This window comes from Roseovarius sp. SCSIO 43702, assembly GCF_019599045.1.
Taxonomy (GTDB): domain Bacteria; phylum Pseudomonadota; class Alphaproteobacteria; order Rhodobacterales; family Rhodobacteraceae; genus Roseovarius.
Genome location: NZ_CP080623.1, coordinates 3,595,345 through 3,612,261, shown reverse-complemented (window position 1 = coordinate 3,612,261; position 16,917 = coordinate 3,595,345). Strand labels below are relative to the sequence as shown.

Genomic DNA, 16,917 nt, shown 5'->3' with positions numbered 1-16,917 from the left:
GAAACCTCCTTGATATGACAGGCGCTGCGAGGCACCCTGCAAGCTGCAGCAACGTGCCCGAGGTGGTGAAATGATGGCGCATGATGCCTCAGACGAAGACGGCACCGGCCGTGAAGCCGAAACGGCCCGCGAGGCTGATCGCAACAGCCTGGCTTTAGATGTTGTAACCCTTGAAGCTTTTCTGGCTGCGTTAAGGGCAGACAATTCGCCGAATGAGCGGCATTTGACGTTGGCGCGTACTTCACGCTCTCAAATCGAGTGACTGCAGCCTCATCTGCGGATCTCCAGAAGCGGGATGGAGGTGATCGAGCCGAGCCGCTCGAGGTCGAGCGTCACGTCGAGCACGTCGGTGTCGAAGCGGACCGGCACGTCGAAATGAAAGCCCGCGGTGATCGCGAGACCGGATCCCGGCGCGACGCTGAAGGTGACCACGCCGGTCGCGGTGTCGACGGACCAGCCGGAGAGCTGCTCGATCCCGCCGAGCGCGATGCGCACGGTTCCGGTCACCGGCTTGGCGATGGCGCGCGTCCAGGACTGCGCGCCGGAGGCGTAGCGCTTCACCAGCTGGAAGGCGGTCGTCGCGCCGTCGCCGGTGCCGATCGCCTGATCCGTCGGCGATGGCGTGTCCGAGGGCAGGCAGGATTTGTGGTCTCCCCAGTCTTTGAAGCGGAAGCCATGGAGCCGACCGTTTCGCGCCTCGAAGAAGGCGACGACGGCGGCGAGGTCGTCGGCGCGGCGGATACCATAGGCCACATCGTAACGGCGGCGCGAGTTGGCCCAGCTGGCGTTGCGCTCCTCGTCGCCCGAGGCGAGCTCGACGATCTGCGTGCGCCGTTCCGGTCCGCCGCGCGCGCCGCGGCTGATGTCGTCGGGGAACCGCACCTCGTGAAACGCCATCACATGCCTCTTCGGCCCAGCGACACGGCGCGAGCGATATCCGCCGCGACCTGTGTGCGCGATTGTCGGAAGCTCTCTGCGTCGCGGGCCATGATGGTGACGTTGACATTGCCGCCCGCGCCGTAGCTCTGCGCCTCGCGGCGTGACAGCACCCGCTCGCCACGCTGCAGGATCGCAGGCACTTCGTCATGGCGCAGCCCGGCGACGCCGCCGGAATGCATCCTGGGCGCTGCCGCGAAGGCCATTGCCGGGACCATCCGCGATGATCCGCCGGATCCGACCATGCCGCCCGCATGAAGGATGTTGGCGAAGATCCCGCCAGCGCCACCCGCGCCCCCAAGCACCCCACCGAGCGCGTTGGCGATCGGCCCGAGGATGAACTTGCGCGCGCCGAGCTTCGCCAGATCGGCAATCAGCGAGGTGACCAGATCGCCAAACTTCAGCTTGCCGGTCTTCACGAATTCTCCGACCGCATTCTCCGCCGACTGGAAGGCGCTGACGAGGCTCTGGCCAATGTCCCCGCCGATATCGCGGGCCTTGCTGGCATAGTCGCTGAGCGCCGTGGTGACCGCCTGCCAGCCCGAAACGGCGGCTTCGGTATTGGGCTCGGCCGCAGCGGCGGCAGCCCCGGCCGCCGCACCGGCGTCCGTCGCCGCCCGCCCGGCATCCTCCAGTGTCGCCTCAAACCGCTCTGCGGCAGCGGTGGCCTCATCCAGTGCATCACTGCCGGTATCGTCCCCGCCCGACATGGCGTCGCCCAGCGCCTGCAAGGCCGGGTCAACACCGTCGAATGCCCCGGCGCGGGTTGCCGCAGCGCGTTCGCGGTAGCGGTCAGCCTGGTGCCCGGCATTGCTGGCGGCGTGCTCCAGCATCGAGGCATAGGACATGGCCCCAAACCAGTCGATCCGGCTGTCGACACCGATCTCCTCGGCCACGGCATTGAAGGTCGGGCCGATCTTCCCGAGAAACTCTGCCCACTTGCGCGACAGGAACGCCATCAGCCGGGTCCAGATGCGCTCGATATCCGCGCCCAGCGCCCGAAAATCATCCGCGAAGGACCCGGCGGTCGCCTTGATGCCATCCCAGACCGCCTTGGCGACATCGCCCATCAGCCCCATGGCGGCTCCAAAGCCACCGGCACCCGCAACGAGCTTCGTGAACTGATAGACCAGCTCGCCCGCGCCCACGATCAGCGCCCCGATGCCGGTGCGGATCAGCGCGCCGCGCACGACGACCAGTGCTGTGGCGAGCCCGCGCACGGAAAGCGCTGCGGCTGCCATCGCGGCGACCCAGCGGCCTGCGAGAAACCCCGCAAAGGTCGCAGCGTAGGTGGTGAGGCGGCCGATGTTGTCGAACAGGCCCCGAATGGCGATCCCGAGCGGCCCGGTCTGGCTCGCGATTGCCGCCATGGCGTCGGCGACGGCTTCCAGCGCGGGGGCTGCTGCGACCGCCAGCTGGTTCGACAGCCCGCGCCAGATCAGGCCGAGGCGGGAGACTGCATCATTGGTGCGTTCGATCTGGTCGGCGTTCTGCTCCGAGACGACGACCCCAAACGCAAGAACGTCCTCGGTCGCCTGGCGCAGCGTCGCGGTGTCGATCCGTGACATCGCGATGGAGCCTTCCTCGCCGAAAAGCTGTCCCGCAACCGCCGCGCGTTCGGCGGCGGGCACGAAATTCTCAATGGCGGCGTTAATCGTCCCCACGCGCTGGTCCAGCGGCAGGGCGATCAGTTCGGATGCGGACAGCCCCAGCCGGTCCAGCGCATTGGCAGCCGGGCCGGTCCCGGCGGCCGCCTGGCTGAGCCGTCGCGTCAGATCCTTGGTCGCCTGTTCGATGCCGGACATGGAGACACCAGCCAGTTCGCCCGCCCGCTCCAGCGTCTGGATCGAGGCGACGGTGGTTCCGAGCGATTGCGCCAGCTTGGTCTGGGCATCCACCGTCTGCAGGCCGGACCGGACCATGGCCACGCCCGCGGCGGCGGCAGCAGCAACAGCCGCTGCAGCCGCGACCTTCACCCGACGTGAGAACGCCGCCATCCGGGCGTTGGCCGCCTCCATCTCCCGGCTGAGCCGCCCGAAGCCGCGCGATCCGGCCTCGCCAACACCTTCCAGTTCGGCACGCACCTGCCTTCCGCCGACCGCAGCAAGGCGGACACTGACACGTTTCTCGGCCATGGTCACATATCCTGATTGTTGATCGGCGGTACGAGCGAGGTGGCTCCACCCTTGCAGCGCGTATCACGTCGTGATACATACGCCCCATGATCGTCAGCACGAAGGGCAAGCGCGCGGCGAACGCGGTCGAAGACCGATTCGGCAAGGGCTTCCCAGCCGATCTGGTCAAGCGAACGCGGGCGATATTGTCTGCACTCGATTCGGCCGTGGTCCTCGAGGATCTTCGGTTTCCGCCGGGAAACCACCTCGAGGCGCTCAAGGGCGACCGTCTCGGGCAGCATTCGGTGCGCATAAACAGCCAGTGGCGGATCTGCTTCGTGTGGACCGAACAGGGACCGGCCGACGTCGAGGTCACCGACTACCATTGAAAGGGCGCGACATGACACTGATGACAAATCCCTCGCATCCGGGTGAGGTTCTGAAAGAGCTCTACCTCGGGCCGCTCGATCTGAGCGCCATCGGGTTGGCGAAGCGCCTGCACGTGCCGCGCACCCGGATCGAACGGCTGGTAAAGGGCGAGACGTCGCTCACCGCGGATACGGCCATGCGGCTCGCGACCTTCTTCGGCACGACGCCTGAATACTGGATGAACCTGCAGCGGGCCTGGGACCTTGCGCGGGCGCGGGACACCGTCGATGTGTCAGATATCACGCCTCTCACTGCCGCCTGACGCCATTTCCTCGTTCAGCTTGCGCACCATTACAGCCTCAACGGCGGGCAACAGTTCGGCCATGACCAGCGGCGGCACGCCGAGCGCATTTCCGAGGGCCAGCGCGGCCGACATGTCCCAGCCAATCAACGCGCCGGGCAGCACGCGCAGCTGACCGCCGAGCCGACTGACGAGGTCCCAGACCTGTAGACCCTCCCAGGTTTCCGGCGCGTTCAGCCGCGCCGGGCAGTCTTTGCAGTTTTGCGCGCAGGCTTTGCAGTATCGCTCGCCCCCGCCGAATGACCATTCGGCGAGAGCGCGGAGGCGTTTTTTTCCTGTTCCAGCAGCAGGCCCTTGGAGACGTAGGTCAGCTGGAACGCTTCGAAGATTGGCCAGACGTCGAGCAGCGCGTCGATGGCCTCGGGGCTTGGGTCAATGGATTTGCCGTCCGTGTCGCCGATGCCATCCCAGGCGAGCACGGCTCGCCTCGCAAGCGCCTTGGCGAAGGCGACCGCGCGCTCCTCGTCGGACGCCTCCTCGGGCACCGCCTCGACAGCCGGGTCGCTCCGCGTCGCCACCATCAGCGCGGTGGTCAGCGGGCGCAGCTGCACCCGAACGCCGGGCGCGAGATCATGCCAGCGCGGCGCGTTGGTCAGGTCGAGCGTCAACATCAGTAGGTCTCCACATCGTTCACGAGAGTTGCGGTGCACATCCGGCCGACGACGCTGTCGCGGGCGGCCTGCCAGTCGAAGGTCGCCTGCACCCCCTGCGGCCCGGAAATCTCGATGCGGGGGCGCGGCAGGTAGACGGCGTGCACGGTGAAGGTGAAGCTCTCGCCGGACGGCAGGACGTAGGCGAACTCCATCTCGCAGGCCTCGCCGTTGATCGCCTGCGTCACCAGCGTGCTGTCGGCGAAGCGCACCTCGATCCGGCCAGTCAGCGCCGCGATGGACGGGTCCGCGCCATCGATGCGGCCATCGTTCCGGATGGTCTCGATCCGGTCGAGGTTGTTGGCATAGGTGATCTCGGCCGAGACCACGTTGCCGAGTGCGGTCCCGTTGCGCGTGATCGACCCGTTGAAATGGCCGAAACGCTTGAGCTCCAGCGCGGCGGGCGTCCCGGCGCTGGTGGTCGTGCCCACCGTCTCGCCCTGCGCCACCAGACGCGCCGTTGCGGTCAGCAGACCCGAGCGCTGCATCTGCCAGGTGATCTGGTCGAGCACGCAGCCGGAATACATCGCGTAGCGCGGCACCTCCGGCATGCCGGTCTCGATCGACATGCTGGGCAGCGTCCAGGACCCGGACTGGAACTCGTGCGTCCACGGACCAGTACCGGTCGTGGTTGGCGCCCCGAAGGCCGCCTTCAGCCAGAAGCCCAAGGCCTCGGCGTCGAGCGGCACCACGACGTCGCCATCGGCCGTGACCGCGTCCTTGATCGGCGCCAGCGGATCGCGGCCGTAGCCCAGCAGTTCGGAATTGAGCAATGGCTGTTCCGCGCCGAGCGAAGTGCTGGCGAAGGGCATTTTCGTGAAACCGCCCACCGGGGGCGTTCCATAGGTGGTCTCGAACGCAAGCGCCATCTGCGCCCGCGCCCCCTGGGCTCGTGCCATTATGTTCTCCTCGGGTTGTCGGGATCAGGCCAGCGGATCGGCCGTGGAATAGAGCAGCACCACCGGGATCACGGCCGCCTTCAGGCTGGCCGCGCCTTCGACCGGCAGATCGACCGGGCGCGGCGCTTCCGCCTCGACCCAGTCGCAGAGTCCGCCCAGCGTGCGGTCGGCGGAGAGCGCCGTGCCGATGCTGGCGGTGAGTGTGTCGAAGGCGGCATCTCGGTCAGTGCCTTGAACGACTGCTTCGATCTCGGCGCGGTGCTGGTAATGATAGCGTAGCGGCGACAGCGTCACCTCAGGTTCGCCCGGCTTGCCGTCGCGCAGGATCAGCAGCCCCTCAGTTGGGATGCGTTCAGGCAGCACATCACCGCGCAGGGCGGTGGCGGGCAGCGCCGAAAGCCGGGTATGCAGCTCGGCAAGGATGGTTTCGCGACGGGTTTTCATGACCTGTGACTGGATCCTGTTAGTCTCTGACTGAGCGCACCACGAATGGCGGCGCAGAGTGCATCCGTGGCGGCGCCTCTTGCATCTCTTGTTACATCGAGAACCAAATGAGACGGCCTTGCCGAGGCGATCTCGGGCAGTGCGATCAAGTCCTCCTCCTGCACGCTCTCTGCCAAAAGCGCTACAGCCATGCCCGCGGCCACGGCCGCCCGTACACCGATCCCGCTCTCGCTGGTGAACACCGTACGGTAGGTGCGCCCCGCTGCAGATAGGTCAGCGAGCGCCACGTCCCGCCACCAACAGGCGCGGTCGAAGACGGCAATCGGCAGTGGGTCGCGGCGGGCTGCGTCATGAGCGCGCGACGTCATCCATACCAGGCGTTCTGTGCGCAGACGTTCCTGAGTGGGACTGACCTCGGGCACCTCGTAGACAGCCAGATCCAGTTGCCCACGCGCGAGCGCACCCTCGAAGTCATCGCCAAGCGCACAATGGACCTCGAGCTCCATGCGTGGATGGGCGCGGCAGAATGCGGCAATGACGTCCGCCAGAACACCCCGCGCCACATCCTCTGCGATCCCGATACGCGCTCGCCCTGCGATTTCGTCCGTGCGAAAACTCGCAAGCGCCGCATCAAGAGCTCCGGTGACCCGGCGCGCAACGGGCAGGAGCCGTTCTCCCGCCGATGTCGGCACGACACCCCGACCGTGCCGCGCGAGCAGCGGCTGACCGATCACGGCCTCGAGCTGTTTCAGTTGAAGACTGGTAGCGGACTGAGAACGGTGTATCCGCGCCGCACCACCGGTCACGCTGCCTGCCTCGACGATCGCGAGGAAGGTGCGCAGGAGATCGCTGTCAAGTTGAGGCATTTGAATTTCCGATGACTGAATTCAAAACTACCCGTTTCTCAAATCCGTTACCAGCTCCCATTCTGTTGGTAGCACCCGAGTGGAGGAGCGCGCATGACCCTGATCGAAACCCTTCGCATCACCCCGCCTTGGCTACGGGTCGTATATTTCGCCCTTGTCGTGGGCTTTGTCGCCGTTCTTGCCATTGCGCCTGGTCATGCGCTGGCGGCTACCGGTTTCGTTGTCATGGGGCTCATCAATGTCATGCCGATCGTTATTCCTGGAATACTGCTCGCCGCATGGGTCACCGCGAGCGGGGCGAGTGATCGCGTGGCGGAAGTCATGCGAGGTCGGATGGCACTGACAGTTGTCTTCGCAGCAGCCGTTGGCGCGGTTACTCCTGTTTGTGGTGTAACAGTTCTTCCGCTGATGGCGGGACTGCTCGCCGCGGGTGTGCCACTGGCGCCGGTAATGGCGTTTTGGCTGTCATCGCCCATCACCGATCCGGCGATGCTGTCTCTCACTGCTGCGACGCTCGGTTGGGAGTTTGCTGTTGGAAAGACGGTCGCGGCCATTGGGTTGGGTCTCTTCGGTGGTTTCGCGACGGCGATTTTGGACGGCTCAAGCTGGACGACGAACCCGCTACGCCGGAACCGCATCACCGGGGCGCTCGGGCAGTCTTGTGGGGAGGAAAACGTCGATTTCCGTGTGGCGATCTGGGCTGAGCCCGCCCGCCGCGCCCGCTTCGGACGCGAAGCTTGGTCGGTCACCCGGCTCATGCTGGTCGTGCTTATCCCTGCTTTCGCGGCAGAATATGCGCTCAACGCCGCGCTCGCACCCGATGCTCTGTCGGCTTACGTAGGCACCGAAAGTGCGTTCGCCGTGCCACTGGCCGTGCTGGTTGGAGGGCCAGCCTACATCGACGGATACGCCGCGCTGCCGCTCACTCGCGCGCTTATGGACGCCGGGATGGCCCACGGCGCGGCGATGGCTTTTCTCGTGTCGGGCGGGGTGGTCAGCATCTGGGGTGCCATGGCCATCGCGCCAGTGCTGAAATTGCGCACATTTGTTCTCTACCTGGTTTTGGCCGTCGTTGGTTCGATGCTGTCGGGATGGCTGTTTGGTGCGTGGATCGGTACTTCCTGACAAGAGGCGCTCAAGTCAGCCGTACCCCCACCCAATTCGCCACGATCAACTCCGGCAAGCTGTCCAGCGCCCGGTCTGCATCCCGGTCGAGGTTCAGCCGCTTCGGCAACTTCACCTGCGGCACCAGCAGAAAGATCGGCGCGGTGACCTTGCCGCGCCCGGTTTTGGAACGAGACACTACCGCCTGACCCTTTGTGTTCAGCCGTCCCTCGGCCACCAGCAGGCTTGGGCCGGTGCGGCGGTAGACGAACCGCAGGCGCAGGCCGCGCCGCCGCTCCCATTCGCCGGGAGTGATCCGGCCGCCGCGTGTGGATTTGCCTGCTGCGGGCAGCGGGATTGCCAGCCAGAACCCGCCCTTCGAGCGGATCAGCGGGCCGGTATCATGGGCACTGATGATCTCCGGAGCCTTGGACCAGACCAACGCTGCGGCATCAAGGCTTTCGCCCGACCGTGGGAAATTCTGGCTGCGGATCGAGTTCGCAAGCCGCCGACCAAGCCCCGCGCCAATGATTTGTCCCCGCCAGTCGGATTTCAGCCCGGTTCCGGCTTCGCGCATGGCGGCAGACACAGCGCGTTCGCTTGCCGCAACCTCCGCTGCCATCATGGCGACAATGTCCGGATCAATGTCGAGCTTCAGCTTCATGACGGCCGCAGGTCCAACGTCCAGATCAGGCGGTCGCTGTCACGCAAAGGCTCTCCCTGGATCGTGAAGCTGTCGGTGTCGATCACGATCAGATCGTCCGGGCGGGGATCAGGCAGGTCGGAGACGCGTACATCCAGCACCATCGTGTCACTCATGAGCCGCGCCGCGCCGAACGCGGTGATACGATCCGGGGCGCGGCGGATGACACGGATGGAACTTTCCTGTGACGTGGTGCCCGAGATCCACAATGCGGCCACCGCCATGGACGGGTTGGCGAAGATCCGGTCCGTGGCGGCGGAAAAGACATTCATGACGGGTCCGTCAGTTCGAGGTATGCAGGCGGATCGCGATGCGCGGTCGCTTGTTCACCGGCAGGATCGAGGCTTCGGTCATCAGGTCGATCCAGCGACCTTTCTCGTCGAGATGCTGCCGGGCATATAGCGGCAGGCCCATGGTGTTGGCCGCCTCCAGCAGGTTGGCCGGGCCGCCATAGGTGGTGAAGGTGTCCATCGTGCCAAGCGGGAACGCGATGCCTTCGCTCGCTGGAACCAATCGTTCGCTGGCGTTGGTTGAAAGCGTGACGGTGCCCGAATACTCCTCGAAGACGATACCCGCGAAGGGGAAGTTGCGACGCATATCCTCCCGCAGCGGCTGGGCCCCGGTGGCCGCATAGAACTTGTAGGCCTCCTCGGTCTTCGGGTGTGAGATCAGCTTGTCGAAGAACTCGCGGCTGACCAGCGCGTGGACCGAGGACATCGTCTCGCCCAGCAGGTTGTCTTCCACCGCGCGCAAGACCTCGCGCACCTTGCCCTGAACATTGGTGCCCGCGGTGCCGAGCAGGAAGTCCACCGAGATTTGCGCCAGGCCGAACTCGGTGAAGTAATTGTAGAGCGTGGTGCCAGCCCCATCCTTCACGATCCCGCGCAGCGCATTCATCTCCATGTATTCGCGGGTTTGGGCGTGCTTGCGACGCATCAGCATCAGCTTGCGGTTCATAACCTCAACCAGTGGATCGGCCGCATCGAAGGTGCCCAGCGCGGGACTTCCCTGGATGTCGCCCGGCAGGATCACGTCGTCATGCGGGATCCACGGCAGGGCGAAGCTGCGCATGGCACGACCTTCGCGGGTGCCGACGGTCGCGGGACCGCCCAGCGGCACCGAGGGCAGCAGGTTCAGCACGCCCTCGTATTGCTCGATGATCACCGAGCGCTGGCTGACGCCCTCGAAGCGAAACAGGCCGATCTGGCCGAGGCGGGTATAGAGGTTGGGCAGGATGTTGATGGCCTGCGTCATCTCGGCCAGCGAATAGCCGCCAGCGTCAAAGGGGTTGCGGACAAGGGTCATGGGGGCTCCGGGAAAAGAGGGATGGATGGGGATGCGCTGGGCTGGTTCGGGATCAGACGCCGTCGCGTGCGATAATGCCGACGGCAGCCAGCTGGCCGATCTTGGTGGTGATCTTGGCGATGTCATCGACGGTGCCGTCGTAAGCGAGGCCTGTGCGCGAGACGATCGAGGGGCCGCGCATGACGACGATGCCGGTCGCATCGGCAAGGGTGGCGTCGACCGCATAAAGAAGCACGGCGCTGGCGGTTTGCGCGCCGTCCGAGCCGCCGCTGGTCGACAGCTTGTATTTGCCGCTGGCGGTGATCTGGCCGAGCACCGAGCCGACCGGATAGGGCATGCCCTGCAGCAGGGTGATCACTTCGCGGGTGTAGTTCGGGTTGACCTCATATTTGAGGACATCGCCCATGCTGGGCGGTTCCGTCAGGACGGGCATTGGTCAGTCTCCATGCTTTGGGGTTGGGCGCGGGATCAGCGCGAGGCTGTGGCCGCCTTCTTTGCGGCGGCGATAATTGGGCTGTCTTTGGCGGCAGCGGCAGCCGGGGCAGTGGCGATGATGCCCGCCGCATCGCCGCGCGAGGCAAGATCGGCCAGCACGCGGGCGCGCAGGGCCTCGGGTTTCAGCCCGCGCGCGACGGCATCGGCGGCGTCGATGTCCACCCCCAGCCGGGCGGCCTGCGCGCAGACCTGCGCCACCTCGGCTGCCTCGGCGCGGATGGCGTCGGCGTCCATCACGGCCGCGTCCGGAGCAAGTGCCTCAGACGTGGGCGTGGGCGCTTCGACGGGCGGTTCGGGCGTGCTCGGTGCGCCGGATTCGGTGGACGGCACGGCATCTGCAATCGGGGTCGGATTTGGAGTGTCGGTGGAATTGGTGGTCATCTGTGAACCCTTTCTGCTGGTAGGATTGATGCCCCCTGGGGCGGCGGCGAAGGCGCGGAAGGCGGTGACGGGATCGGCCAGCTCGTCGGCAAGACCGGCGGCAACGGCATCAGCTCCCCGGAATACGGCCGCTTCTGTCGCAAGCGCAGCGGCATTGGGCAGACGATCCCCGCGACCGACGGCAACGGTCTCCGCGAACAGAAAGCGCACGACCTCCAGCTCGCGCTGCATCTGGTCGCCCACGGCTTCGGACAGCGGCTGGTACGGGTTGGCATCGATCTTGTGCGCCCCGGCATGGATCAGCGTAACGGCGATGCCATTCTGGTCGAGTGCCCCGCTCATGTCGGTGTGCAGCGCCACCACACCGATGCTGCCGACAGCACCGGTGCGCGGCAGGATGATCCGCTCAGCCTGGCTGGCGAGAACGTAGCCAGCGGAAAGTGCATGTTCGGCGACGAAGGCGTGCACCGGCTTTTGAGCGCGCGCGGCGCGGATGCGGTCGGCCAGATCGAAGGCGCCTGCGACCTCACCGCCGAAGCTGTCGATGTCGAGCGCAATGCCGCGCACTGCAGGATCCGTAATCGCCGCGTCGATCTGCGCCGCAATGCCCTCGTATGACGTCAGACCGGACGACTGGCCAATCCACGCCCCGCGATGCACCAGCGTTCCGGCGATTTCGATCACCGCGATGCCGTCGATCACTGCGTAAGGCTGGCGTCCATTCCGTTGGTGGCGCTGGGCGAGGTCAGTGCCGAACAGCGAAGCGCGGGCAGGCAAAGCTGCGTGTTCGACATCACTGGTGGGCAATTCAACGCCCGCGAACGTGACATCCTGACCCGTGATGCGCGGGCCCAGCCCCGACAGGAACGCCAGTGCCTTGGCAGGGTCCACCATCAGCGGCGTGTTGAAGGCGCGCTGGGCGATCTGGGCGTGGTGCATCACGGTTCATCCTTGGGGTCGGATTTGTCCCCGGCGCTGTCGTACATCTCGTCGTCATCCTTCCTGGCCCCGTTGCCCGGCGCCTGCGCGGGCGACCCCGGACGGCGGAAATCGAGGCCCAGCGCCAGTTCGCGCGTGCGCTCGGCGGCAATCTCGCGGTCGACCTGTTCGGCGTCATAGCCGCGCTCGGAAATGGCCTGGGTGCGGGATTTGAGGCCCGCTTCGATCTGAAGGATCTCTGCCGAAGCGTCCTTCATCGGATCGATCCAGTCCCATTTGGTCGGCAACCAGGCGCAGGCCTGATACTGGCGGCGCTGGCCGCTATAACCGGGCAGATCGATGGCTCCCGACAGAACGGCCACATCCATCCAGCGGGACCAGACCGCGCGGCCCATCTGATAGACCATCACACTGTGCTGGAAGGCCGAGATGCGGCGCCGAAAGTCCAGCAGCGATATCCGTGTGTTGGAAAAGTTTCCCTTCGCCGTGTCTCCGGTCAGATAACCATAAGGGATGCCCAGCGCCGACGCGATTTGCAGCAGGGTCCGGTACTGGAACGGCTCGTAGGTGCCACCCGAGTCCGGCGTCGCCGGGGTGGAGACGTCCTCGCCGGGATCAAGGCGCACCACCTGGCCGGGCTCAACCTCCAGATCCTCGTCCGTCGGTTCCAGCGGGGTCTCCGGAGCGGGCGAGGTGATGAACATCGCGAACATCGCCGCGATCTTTTTGCGCTCCAGCTCGGCATCGTCGTAGAGGTCCAGCGTGAACAGCTTGACGACCGCAGCGGAAAATCGCGACACCCCGCGCAGCTGACCGGCCTCGATCGGGTCAAGGACGTGGATCACTTCGGATGCAGGCACCCGTGTCGTCTCGCCCGCAAGCCCCGGATCGGTCGTATCGCCGGGATGACGGCGCAGGAAATGATAGGCCAAGCGGCGGCCGATACCGTCGAATTCGATGCCCTGCCGGATCAGCCCTGCCCCCGGCAGTTCGCGGTTCATATCGAGCGGCAGCATTTCTGCGGGTAGCATCTGCAATTGCAGCGGCACGGTCAGACCGTCCTCCGCCCGGCGCGGCCGGATGCGGATAAAGACCTCGCCCGCGAGATAGACCTCGCGCGCGGCGCGGCGCTGCAGCCCGTAGAAATCGGTCAGCCCTTCGGCGTCGGCGTCATCGGTCCAGGCGAGCCAGAGTGCCTGCAGCTCTTCCTTCAGCGCCGCGTCGGCGATCGAGGAGGACGGCTTGATGCCATCGCCGACCACATTGCTGGCGAAGGACTCGACTGCATTGGCCGCATAGCCGTTATTGCGCGCCAGCCAGCGTGCGCGGGCGGTGATCGTGTCGCCCGAGGCCGCGATCAGCGTGTTCACATGGGCGCGGGAGGCGCGGAAGCCCCGCAGCCGCCGGTGGGCCTGTGCCGCGTCAAAGCCGCCGATGATGCTGCCGATGCGCTGGCGAAAGGCTGCAAACGCCATGGATCACAGACCCTTCGTGGCGACAGTGCCCCAGCGCCGACGACGCGGGGTGCCTGAGGTGGCCGTGGCAATGCGGGTTTCCAAATCGGAGATTGCGTTCGTCAGTTCCGCATCTGAGCCATAGGTGATGGTCTTGCCGTCATAGCTGACCGAGCGGACGCCCGCGTAGCGTGCCTCCTGCAGTGCGGTCAGCAGCGCGCGCATCCGTTCCAGATCCATCTCAGTCCCTCATGAAGTTGGGTGTGTAGGCCCGGCGCTTGCGGCGCGGGGTGGTTGGTGTTCCGGCCCTGGCGGGTTGGGGTGCGTCAGGTTCCGGGGCCGCACTATCGACGGCAGCCGGGGCGAGCGGCGGGCGCGTTTCCACCCCGGCCTGTTCTTCAAGCCGCCGCCATGTGGCCTCGTCCCAGCGATCCGCGCCAAGGATCCACGCGGCCGCCCTTGCATAGACCCGGCAATCCAGCGCCTCGTTTCTCTCGCGCATCTTCTGCCATTCGGGGTGGGCATAGCCGCGCTTGTTGCGCACGGTGACCAGTTGCTCGGCCACCAGCTGCTTCAGCCATTCGGTGTCGATCCAGTCGGGCAGGTGCACGGTGCCCGGTGCGTCGGGCAGGTCCAGCGCCCGGTCTTCATCCGAAGGTCGCTCCAAACGCAGGAAGCGATAGGTCTCGGTCTTGAAGGTGGCGGTGGCAATCGACCACAGCCGCGCGCCACGCCGCAGACGCCTGCCGCCGATGGTGGCGTCGACAAAGGTTGGGCCCGATACTGGCGTGGCGCGGTTGAAGCCTTCCAGCCCCTTGATGGGAGAAACCTGCTCAAAACCCTGCGCCCGCGCCCATGCGTAGACCGCCGCCGCTTCATAGCCGGTGTCGATTGCCAGCTTGGCAACGGGCATTACCGCGCCGTTTGAATGGGCCCATGTTCGGCCCAGCAAAGCCGTCAGCTTGTCCCAGCATTGCGGATCATCTGGACCACCCGGAATGACGATGTGATCGATCAGCCAGCTTTCCAGCCCGCGACCCCAGGCCCAGACATCGACCTCGATGCGGTCCTTCTGCACATCGACGCCCGCCGTCAGGAAGAGACCGCCCTCGGGGATCTGCGTCCCGAAGGCTTCGCGGCGGTCCGCCAGCCGCTGCCATTCCGGCGCATCGCCCGACTCGACCCATGTCTCGCCCAGCAGCGTGTTGCGCGCGGCGCGCAACGTTTCTTCCGAGCCCTGCGCTGTCAGCCAGTCCTGTGCGATCTGCGCCCAGCTTTTCCAGCCCAGCGGCGAATAAAGCGCCGAGAGGTGAAAGCCGATGGAATGCGGATCGCCCGCCACAGCCGTTGGCCGCCATTCGCCGCCCTCCAGCATCTGCGTCTTGTGATGCTCGGCAATTGGCTGCTCGCAGCCCTCGCAGTGATAGGCCGCGCTGTCGGGGCGGCCCTTGTCCCAGCGCAACCGCTCGAACTGCAGCCATTGCATCGCCCCGCAATGCGGGCACGGCACGAAGAAGCGCCGCTGGTCGGACGCCTCGTATTCGCGTTCAATCCGCGACAATCCCCGGATCGTCGGGGTCGACACCATGAACACCTTGCGCCGGTGCGAGAAGGTGGTCGTGCGTGCTTCGGCCAGCGTGACCGGGTCGCCTTCCTCGTCGGCCGAGGCCGGATAGGCGTCGACCTCGTCGAGAAAGATGTAGCGCGCGGGCATCGAGCGCAGGCCGGTGGCGGAGTTGGCCCCGGTCAGCACCAGGATACCGCCGGGAAATTCCTTGGACAGCATCGAGTTGCCCGCGTCGCGCGAGCGGGCGGGCTGCACGCGCTCCTTCAGCGCCGGGCTGTCCTCGATCAGCGGATCGAGCCGCCCGCGCGAGCTGCGTTTCGCCATCTCCACCGTCGGCAGCACCGCCAGCATTGGCCCCGGCGCATGGTGGATCACGAAGCCGATCCAGTTGTTGCCAGCCTCGGTTGCCCCGACCTGTGCCGCTTTCATGAAGCTGATGCGCTGCGCCGGGTGGCGGGGCGACAGGGCATCCATGATCTCGCGCAGGTATGGTGTGCGCGCGGTGCGATACCGCCCCGGTTCCGCGGATGCCCGCGAGGACAGCCAGCGATGGTCATCCGCCCATTCCGACACCGTCAGATCCGGATCGGGCCGCATCCCGCGCCGCCAGGACCTCAGGATATCTTCGGCACCGTCAAAGCCGAGGTCGAGCCCGTCCGTCAGCTGATCTTCGGTCGGATCGGTGTCGGTCCTGTCGTCGCCGTTATCCGAGGCTGACCCGGAGATCGGCGAGGGCGTCGAGTTGCGCTCTGACATGGGTTTCCAGCACCCTCTGCAGGATCGCGGCCTCGATGATCACCGGCTCGCCGGATTGTTTTTCCACCTCCGCGGCCACGTCGGCTGCCATCAGCGCGGCCACTCTGCTGGGCCAGGTCACCCAGACGTCGCGTTCCTGCCGCGCGAGGCGAAACACCAGCGTTTCCGCCCGGGCGCGATCAACCAGCGTGCCCTTCTTCTTCTGGATCGCGAGCTGACGTTCCTGCGCCTGGTAGACGGTCAGCGCCGTGCGGGCTTTCAGATACGATGAACTGTCAGCTGGCCCCGAGAAGCCGCTGTCGCCGCCGGTGCTGCGCCGCTGCTGATCGGGATCGGTCATTTCCGCCCGCCGCACGTCCGAGGCAGCGGCGTTGATCGACCCGTCGCCATACACGACCAGCCGCCCGGCTTTCCTGGCCTTCTGGATCGCCCCGCGCGACAGGCCGGAATAAACCGAATACTCGCGCTCGCTCATCCCCTCCATGGCGCTGTCTGCCCTCGATTAAAGCAATGATATTGCTTGGTATTCAGTTGATTACACTTCGAGTGCGAGCGATTCTGATTGCACGAAAACGATGCAGCTCATCCCCTCCGGAGGCCAAACCATGACACGCCTGAACCCGATCACCACGCCACGTCACCAGTTGCGCGCCGAGAAGGTCCGCCACAACCGCGAAGCCGCGCTGAACGCGTTCATCGGCAAGAAGGCCGAAATCGACGCGATGCTCGCCCGCCTGCAAACCCTGAGCGCCGATCATTTCGAGACTCACCCCGACGAGATCAACTGGGGCGACGTCGGCACCCTCGAGCATTACGCGCGCCTCCTCAAGCGCATCACCGACAGCGCCTTCAGGGAGGGGGAGCACGCCGAATAACGCGAGCGCGGGCGATGGCGCGGCCCGTCCATGCGGCGGGCTTTACCCGGTAGAGGGGCTGGCAACGGCGCTGGCCCTCGGAAACCGGAGGATCACATGCACAAACTCACCGACACGCAAACCATCATTCTCAGCGCCGGGGCCCAGCGTCGCGACAACATCGCCATGCCGCTGCCCAAGGGCCTGCATGGCGCTGCCGCGAAAAAGGTCGTCACCATGATGATCGGGCGCGGCTGGCTCGAGGAGGTCGACGGCAACATCCGCAAGGGCGAACCGCTCTGGCGTGAGACTGGTGACGGCCACGGCACCACGCTGGTGGTCACCGACGCAGGGTTGCTCGCCATCGGGATCGAGCCGGTGGTGGTCAAGACCGTAGCCGCGATCCGCACGAATGCCGCCCAACCGCCCGCGCCCAAACCGCCGACACCGCGCACCGGAACCAAGCAGGCGCAGATCATTACCCTTCTGCAGCGTCCCGAGGGTGCTACTATCGCCGAGATTGTCGCGGCAACCGGTTGGCAAGCTCACAGCGCGAGGGGCATGATTTCGGGGGCGCTGAAGAAGAAGCTGGGCCTGCATGTCACGTCAGAGAAGATCGATGGAAGGGGAACGGTGTACCGGCTGGGTAACGATGACGTCTGCTCCTGATCCCAGCAACGTGCGGCAGCTGTTGCAACGCGACCAAGGCGACGATTACAG

Annotated in this window: 22 protein-coding genes; 6 read left to right on the top strand and 16 right to left on the bottom strand. The window is 66.0% G+C overall.

The genetic code is table 11. The features are described from left to right. The first annotated feature begins 70 nt into the window (after positions 1-70). Complete coding sequence (locus K1T73_RS17755) at positions 71-262, top strand: hypothetical protein (protein ID WP_220601977.1); 192 nt, start codon at positions 71-73, stop codon at positions 260-262. An 8-nt stretch (positions 263-270) separates the two neighbouring features. Here the strand turns inward: K1T73_RS17755 and K1T73_RS17750 are convergent, their stop codons facing one another. Further along, positions 271-897 carry a DUF2460 domain-containing protein gene (locus K1T73_RS17750; RefSeq protein WP_220601976.1) on the bottom strand — a complete coding sequence of 209 codons (627 nt, stop codon included), beginning with the start codon at positions 895-897 and terminating at the stop codon, positions 271-273. Beyond that, complete coding sequence (locus tag K1T73_RS17745; protein ID WP_220601975.1) at positions 897-3,071, bottom strand: phage tail tape measure C-terminal domain-containing protein; 2,175 nt, start codon at positions 3,069-3,071, stop codon at positions 897-899. The genes K1T73_RS17750 and K1T73_RS17745 overlap by 1 nt, the downstream gene beginning before the upstream one ends. An 86-nt stretch (positions 3,072-3,157) precedes the next feature. Here K1T73_RS17745 and K1T73_RS17740 point away from each other — a divergent pair, with 86 nt between their 5' ends. Both K1T73_RS17740 and K1T73_RS17735 read left to right on the top strand, forming a co-directional pair. Beyond that, on the top strand, positions 3,158-3,439 hold the full coding sequence (locus K1T73_RS17740) for a type II toxin-antitoxin system RelE/ParE family toxin (RefSeq protein WP_220601974.1): 282 nt from the start codon (positions 3,158-3,160) through the stop codon (positions 3,437-3,439). A gap of 11 nt (positions 3,440-3,450) precedes the next feature. Next, positions 3,451-3,741 carry a HigA family addiction module antitoxin gene (locus tag K1T73_RS17735; RefSeq protein ID WP_220601973.1) on the top strand — a complete coding sequence of 97 codons (291 nt, stop codon included), beginning with the start codon at positions 3,451-3,453 and terminating at the stop codon, positions 3,739-3,741. On the opposite strand, the gene K1T73_RS17730 is transcribed toward K1T73_RS17735, so the two are convergent. From K1T73_RS17730 to K1T73_RS17710, 5 genes are all read right to left on the bottom strand, one after another. Continuing rightward, positions 3,712-3,885: a hypothetical protein gene (locus tag K1T73_RS17730; protein ID WP_259400360.1), complete on the bottom strand. Its 174-nt coding sequence runs from the start codon at positions 3,883-3,885 to the stop codon at positions 3,712-3,714. The genes K1T73_RS17735 and K1T73_RS17730 overlap by 30 nt on opposite strands. Positions 3,886-3,953: 68 nt before the next feature. Continuing rightward, the gene (locus K1T73_RS17725; RefSeq protein ID WP_220601972.1) at positions 3,954-4,391 is read right to left on the bottom strand and encodes a hypothetical protein; all 438 of its coding nucleotides are present in this window, start codon (positions 4,389-4,391) and stop codon (positions 3,954-3,956) included. Next, entirely contained in the window at positions 4,391-5,329 is a 939-nt protein-coding gene (locus K1T73_RS17720) for a phage tail tube protein (RefSeq protein ID WP_220601971.1), read from the bottom strand. Before K1T73_RS17720 ends, K1T73_RS17725 begins: the two co-directional genes overlap by 1 nt. A 24-nt stretch (positions 5,330-5,353) precedes the next feature. Further along, positions 5,354-5,773: an acyl-CoA transferase gene (locus K1T73_RS17715; RefSeq protein WP_220601970.1), complete on the bottom strand. Its 420-nt coding sequence runs from the start codon at positions 5,771-5,773 to the stop codon at positions 5,354-5,356. Then, positions 5,770-6,639, bottom strand: a complete 870-nt coding sequence (locus K1T73_RS17710) for a LysR family transcriptional regulator (protein ID WP_220601969.1) — start codon at positions 6,637-6,639, stop codon at positions 5,770-5,772. The genes K1T73_RS17715 and K1T73_RS17710 overlap by 4 nt, the downstream gene beginning before the upstream one ends. A 93-nt stretch (positions 6,640-6,732) precedes the next feature. On the opposite strand from K1T73_RS17710, the gene K1T73_RS17705 reads away from it, so the two are divergent. After that, positions 6,733-7,764 (top strand): permease, encoded by a 1,032-nt coding sequence (locus K1T73_RS17705; RefSeq protein WP_220601968.1) that lies wholly within the window; start codon positions 6,733-6,735, stop codon positions 7,762-7,764. Between the two features lie 10 nt (positions 7,765-7,774). Here the strand turns inward: K1T73_RS17705 and K1T73_RS17700 are convergent, their stop codons facing one another. The 9 genes from K1T73_RS17700 to K1T73_RS17660 are packed head-to-tail and all read right to left on the bottom strand — an operon-like array spanning position 7,775 to position 15,827. Then, positions 7,775-8,407, bottom strand: coding sequence for a DUF6441 family protein (locus K1T73_RS17700; RefSeq protein WP_220601967.1), 633 nt, complete (start codon positions 8,405-8,407; stop codon positions 7,775-7,777). Beyond that, the gene (locus tag K1T73_RS17695; protein WP_220601966.1) at positions 8,404-8,718 is read right to left on the bottom strand and encodes a hypothetical protein; all 315 of its coding nucleotides are present in this window, start codon (positions 8,716-8,718) and stop codon (positions 8,404-8,406) included. The genes K1T73_RS17700 and K1T73_RS17695 overlap by 4 nt, the downstream gene beginning before the upstream one ends. Positions 8,719-8,728: 10 nt before the next feature. Beyond that, positions 8,729-9,751 carry a major capsid protein gene (locus K1T73_RS17690; RefSeq protein WP_220601965.1) on the bottom strand — a complete coding sequence of 341 codons (1,023 nt, stop codon included), beginning with the start codon at positions 9,749-9,751 and terminating at the stop codon, positions 8,729-8,731. A gap of 52 nt (positions 9,752-9,803) precedes the next feature. After that, positions 9,804-10,184: a head decoration protein gene (locus tag K1T73_RS17685; RefSeq protein WP_220601964.1), complete on the bottom strand. Its 381-nt coding sequence runs from the start codon at positions 10,182-10,184 to the stop codon at positions 9,804-9,806. 35 nt (positions 10,185-10,219) lie between these two features. Then, positions 10,220-11,566, bottom strand: a complete 1,347-nt coding sequence (locus tag K1T73_RS17680) for a S49 family peptidase (protein ID WP_220601963.1) — start codon at positions 11,564-11,566, stop codon at positions 10,220-10,222. Next, positions 11,566-13,041: a phage portal protein gene (locus K1T73_RS17675; RefSeq protein ID WP_220601962.1), complete on the bottom strand. Its 1,476-nt coding sequence runs from the start codon at positions 13,039-13,041 to the stop codon at positions 11,566-11,568. The genes K1T73_RS17680 and K1T73_RS17675 overlap by 1 nt, the downstream gene beginning before the upstream one ends. Positions 13,042-13,044: 3 nt before the next feature. Next, positions 13,045-13,260 (bottom strand): phage head-tail joining protein, encoded by a 216-nt coding sequence (locus tag K1T73_RS17670; protein WP_220601961.1) that lies wholly within the window; start codon positions 13,258-13,260, stop codon positions 13,045-13,047. Position 13,261: 1 nt separating this feature from the next. Further along, positions 13,262-15,343, bottom strand: a complete 2,082-nt coding sequence (locus K1T73_RS17665; RefSeq protein WP_220601960.1) for a phage terminase large subunit family protein — start codon at positions 15,341-15,343, stop codon at positions 13,262-13,264. After that, positions 15,291-15,827 (bottom strand): hypothetical protein, encoded by a 537-nt coding sequence (locus tag K1T73_RS17660; RefSeq protein ID WP_220601959.1) that lies wholly within the window; start codon positions 15,825-15,827, stop codon positions 15,291-15,293. The genes K1T73_RS17665 and K1T73_RS17660 overlap by 53 nt, the downstream gene beginning before the upstream one ends. Before the next feature lie 121 nt (positions 15,828-15,948). Between K1T73_RS17660 and K1T73_RS17655 the strand changes: the two genes are divergently transcribed. Beyond that, the gene (locus K1T73_RS17655; RefSeq protein WP_220601958.1) at positions 15,949-16,218 is read left to right on the top strand and encodes a hypothetical protein; all 270 of its coding nucleotides are present in this window, start codon (positions 15,949-15,951) and stop codon (positions 16,216-16,218) included. Positions 16,219-16,314: 96 nt separating this feature from the next. Further along, entirely contained in the window at positions 16,315-16,866 is a 552-nt protein-coding gene (locus tag K1T73_RS17650; RefSeq protein ID WP_220601957.1) for a DUF3489 domain-containing protein, read from the top strand. Positions 16,867-16,917: the final 51 nt, after the last annotated feature.

Excerpts from the sequence above, each read along its gene's own strand:
- K1T73_RS17755 (WP_220601977.1), top strand. The coding sequence starts at position 71 with ATGATGGCGCATGATGCCTCAGACGAAGACGGCACCGGCCGTGAAGCC.
- K1T73_RS17750 (WP_220601976.1), bottom strand. The coding sequence starts at position 897 with ATGGCGTTTCACGAGGTGCGGTTCCCCGACGACATCAGCCGCGGCGCG.
- K1T73_RS17745 (WP_220601975.1), bottom strand. The coding sequence starts at position 3,071 with ATGGCCGAGAAACGTGTCAGTGTCCGCCTTGCTGCGGTCGGCGGAAGG.
- K1T73_RS17740 (WP_220601974.1), top strand. The coding sequence starts at position 3,158 with ATGATCGTCAGCACGAAGGGCAAGCGCGCGGCGAACGCGGTCGAAGAC.
- K1T73_RS17735 (WP_220601973.1), top strand. The coding sequence starts at position 3,451 with ATGACACTGATGACAAATCCCTCGCATCCGGGTGAGGTTCTGAAAGAG.
- K1T73_RS17725 (WP_220601972.1), bottom strand. The coding sequence starts at position 4,391 with ATGTTGACGCTCGACCTGACCAACGCGCCGCGCTGGCATGATCTCGCG.
- K1T73_RS17720 (WP_220601971.1), bottom strand. The coding sequence starts at position 5,329 with ATGGCACGAGCCCAGGGGGCGCGGGCGCAGATGGCGCTTGCGTTCGAG.
- K1T73_RS17715 (WP_220601970.1), bottom strand. The coding sequence starts at position 5,773 with ATGAAAACCCGTCGCGAAACCATCCTTGCCGAGCTGCATACCCGGCTT.
- K1T73_RS17710 (WP_220601969.1), bottom strand. The coding sequence starts at position 6,639 with ATGCCTCAACTTGACAGCGATCTCCTGCGCACCTTCCTCGCGATCGTC.
- K1T73_RS17705 (WP_220601968.1), top strand. The coding sequence starts at position 6,733 with ATGACCCTGATCGAAACCCTTCGCATCACCCCGCCTTGGCTACGGGTC.
- K1T73_RS17700 (WP_220601967.1), bottom strand. The coding sequence starts at position 8,407 with ATGAAGCTGAAGCTCGACATTGATCCGGACATTGTCGCCATGATGGCA.
- K1T73_RS17695 (WP_220601966.1), bottom strand. The coding sequence starts at position 8,718 with ATGAATGTCTTTTCCGCCGCCACGGACCGGATCTTCGCCAACCCGTCC.
- K1T73_RS17690 (WP_220601965.1), bottom strand. The coding sequence starts at position 9,751 with ATGACCCTTGTCCGCAACCCCTTTGACGCTGGCGGCTATTCGCTGGCC.
- K1T73_RS17685 (WP_220601964.1), bottom strand. The coding sequence starts at position 10,184 with ATGCCCGTCCTGACGGAACCGCCCAGCATGGGCGATGTCCTCAAATAT.
- K1T73_RS17680 (WP_220601963.1), bottom strand. The coding sequence starts at position 11,566 with ATGCACCACGCCCAGATCGCCCAGCGCGCCTTCAACACGCCGCTGATG.
- K1T73_RS17675 (WP_220601962.1), bottom strand. The coding sequence starts at position 13,041 with ATGGCGTTTGCAGCCTTTCGCCAGCGCATCGGCAGCATCATCGGCGGC.
- K1T73_RS17670 (WP_220601961.1), bottom strand. The coding sequence starts at position 13,260 with ATGGATCTGGAACGGATGCGCGCGCTGCTGACCGCACTGCAGGAGGCA.
- K1T73_RS17665 (WP_220601960.1), bottom strand. The coding sequence starts at position 15,343 with ATGTCAGAGCGCAACTCGACGCCCTCGCCGATCTCCGGGTCAGCCTCG.
- K1T73_RS17660 (WP_220601959.1), bottom strand. The coding sequence starts at position 15,827 with ATGGAGGGGATGAGCGAGCGCGAGTATTCGGTTTATTCCGGCCTGTCG.
- K1T73_RS17655 (WP_220601958.1), top strand. The coding sequence starts at position 15,949 with ATGACACGCCTGAACCCGATCACCACGCCACGTCACCAGTTGCGCGCC.
- K1T73_RS17650 (WP_220601957.1), top strand. The coding sequence starts at position 16,315 with ATGCACAAACTCACCGACACGCAAACCATCATTCTCAGCGCCGGGGCC.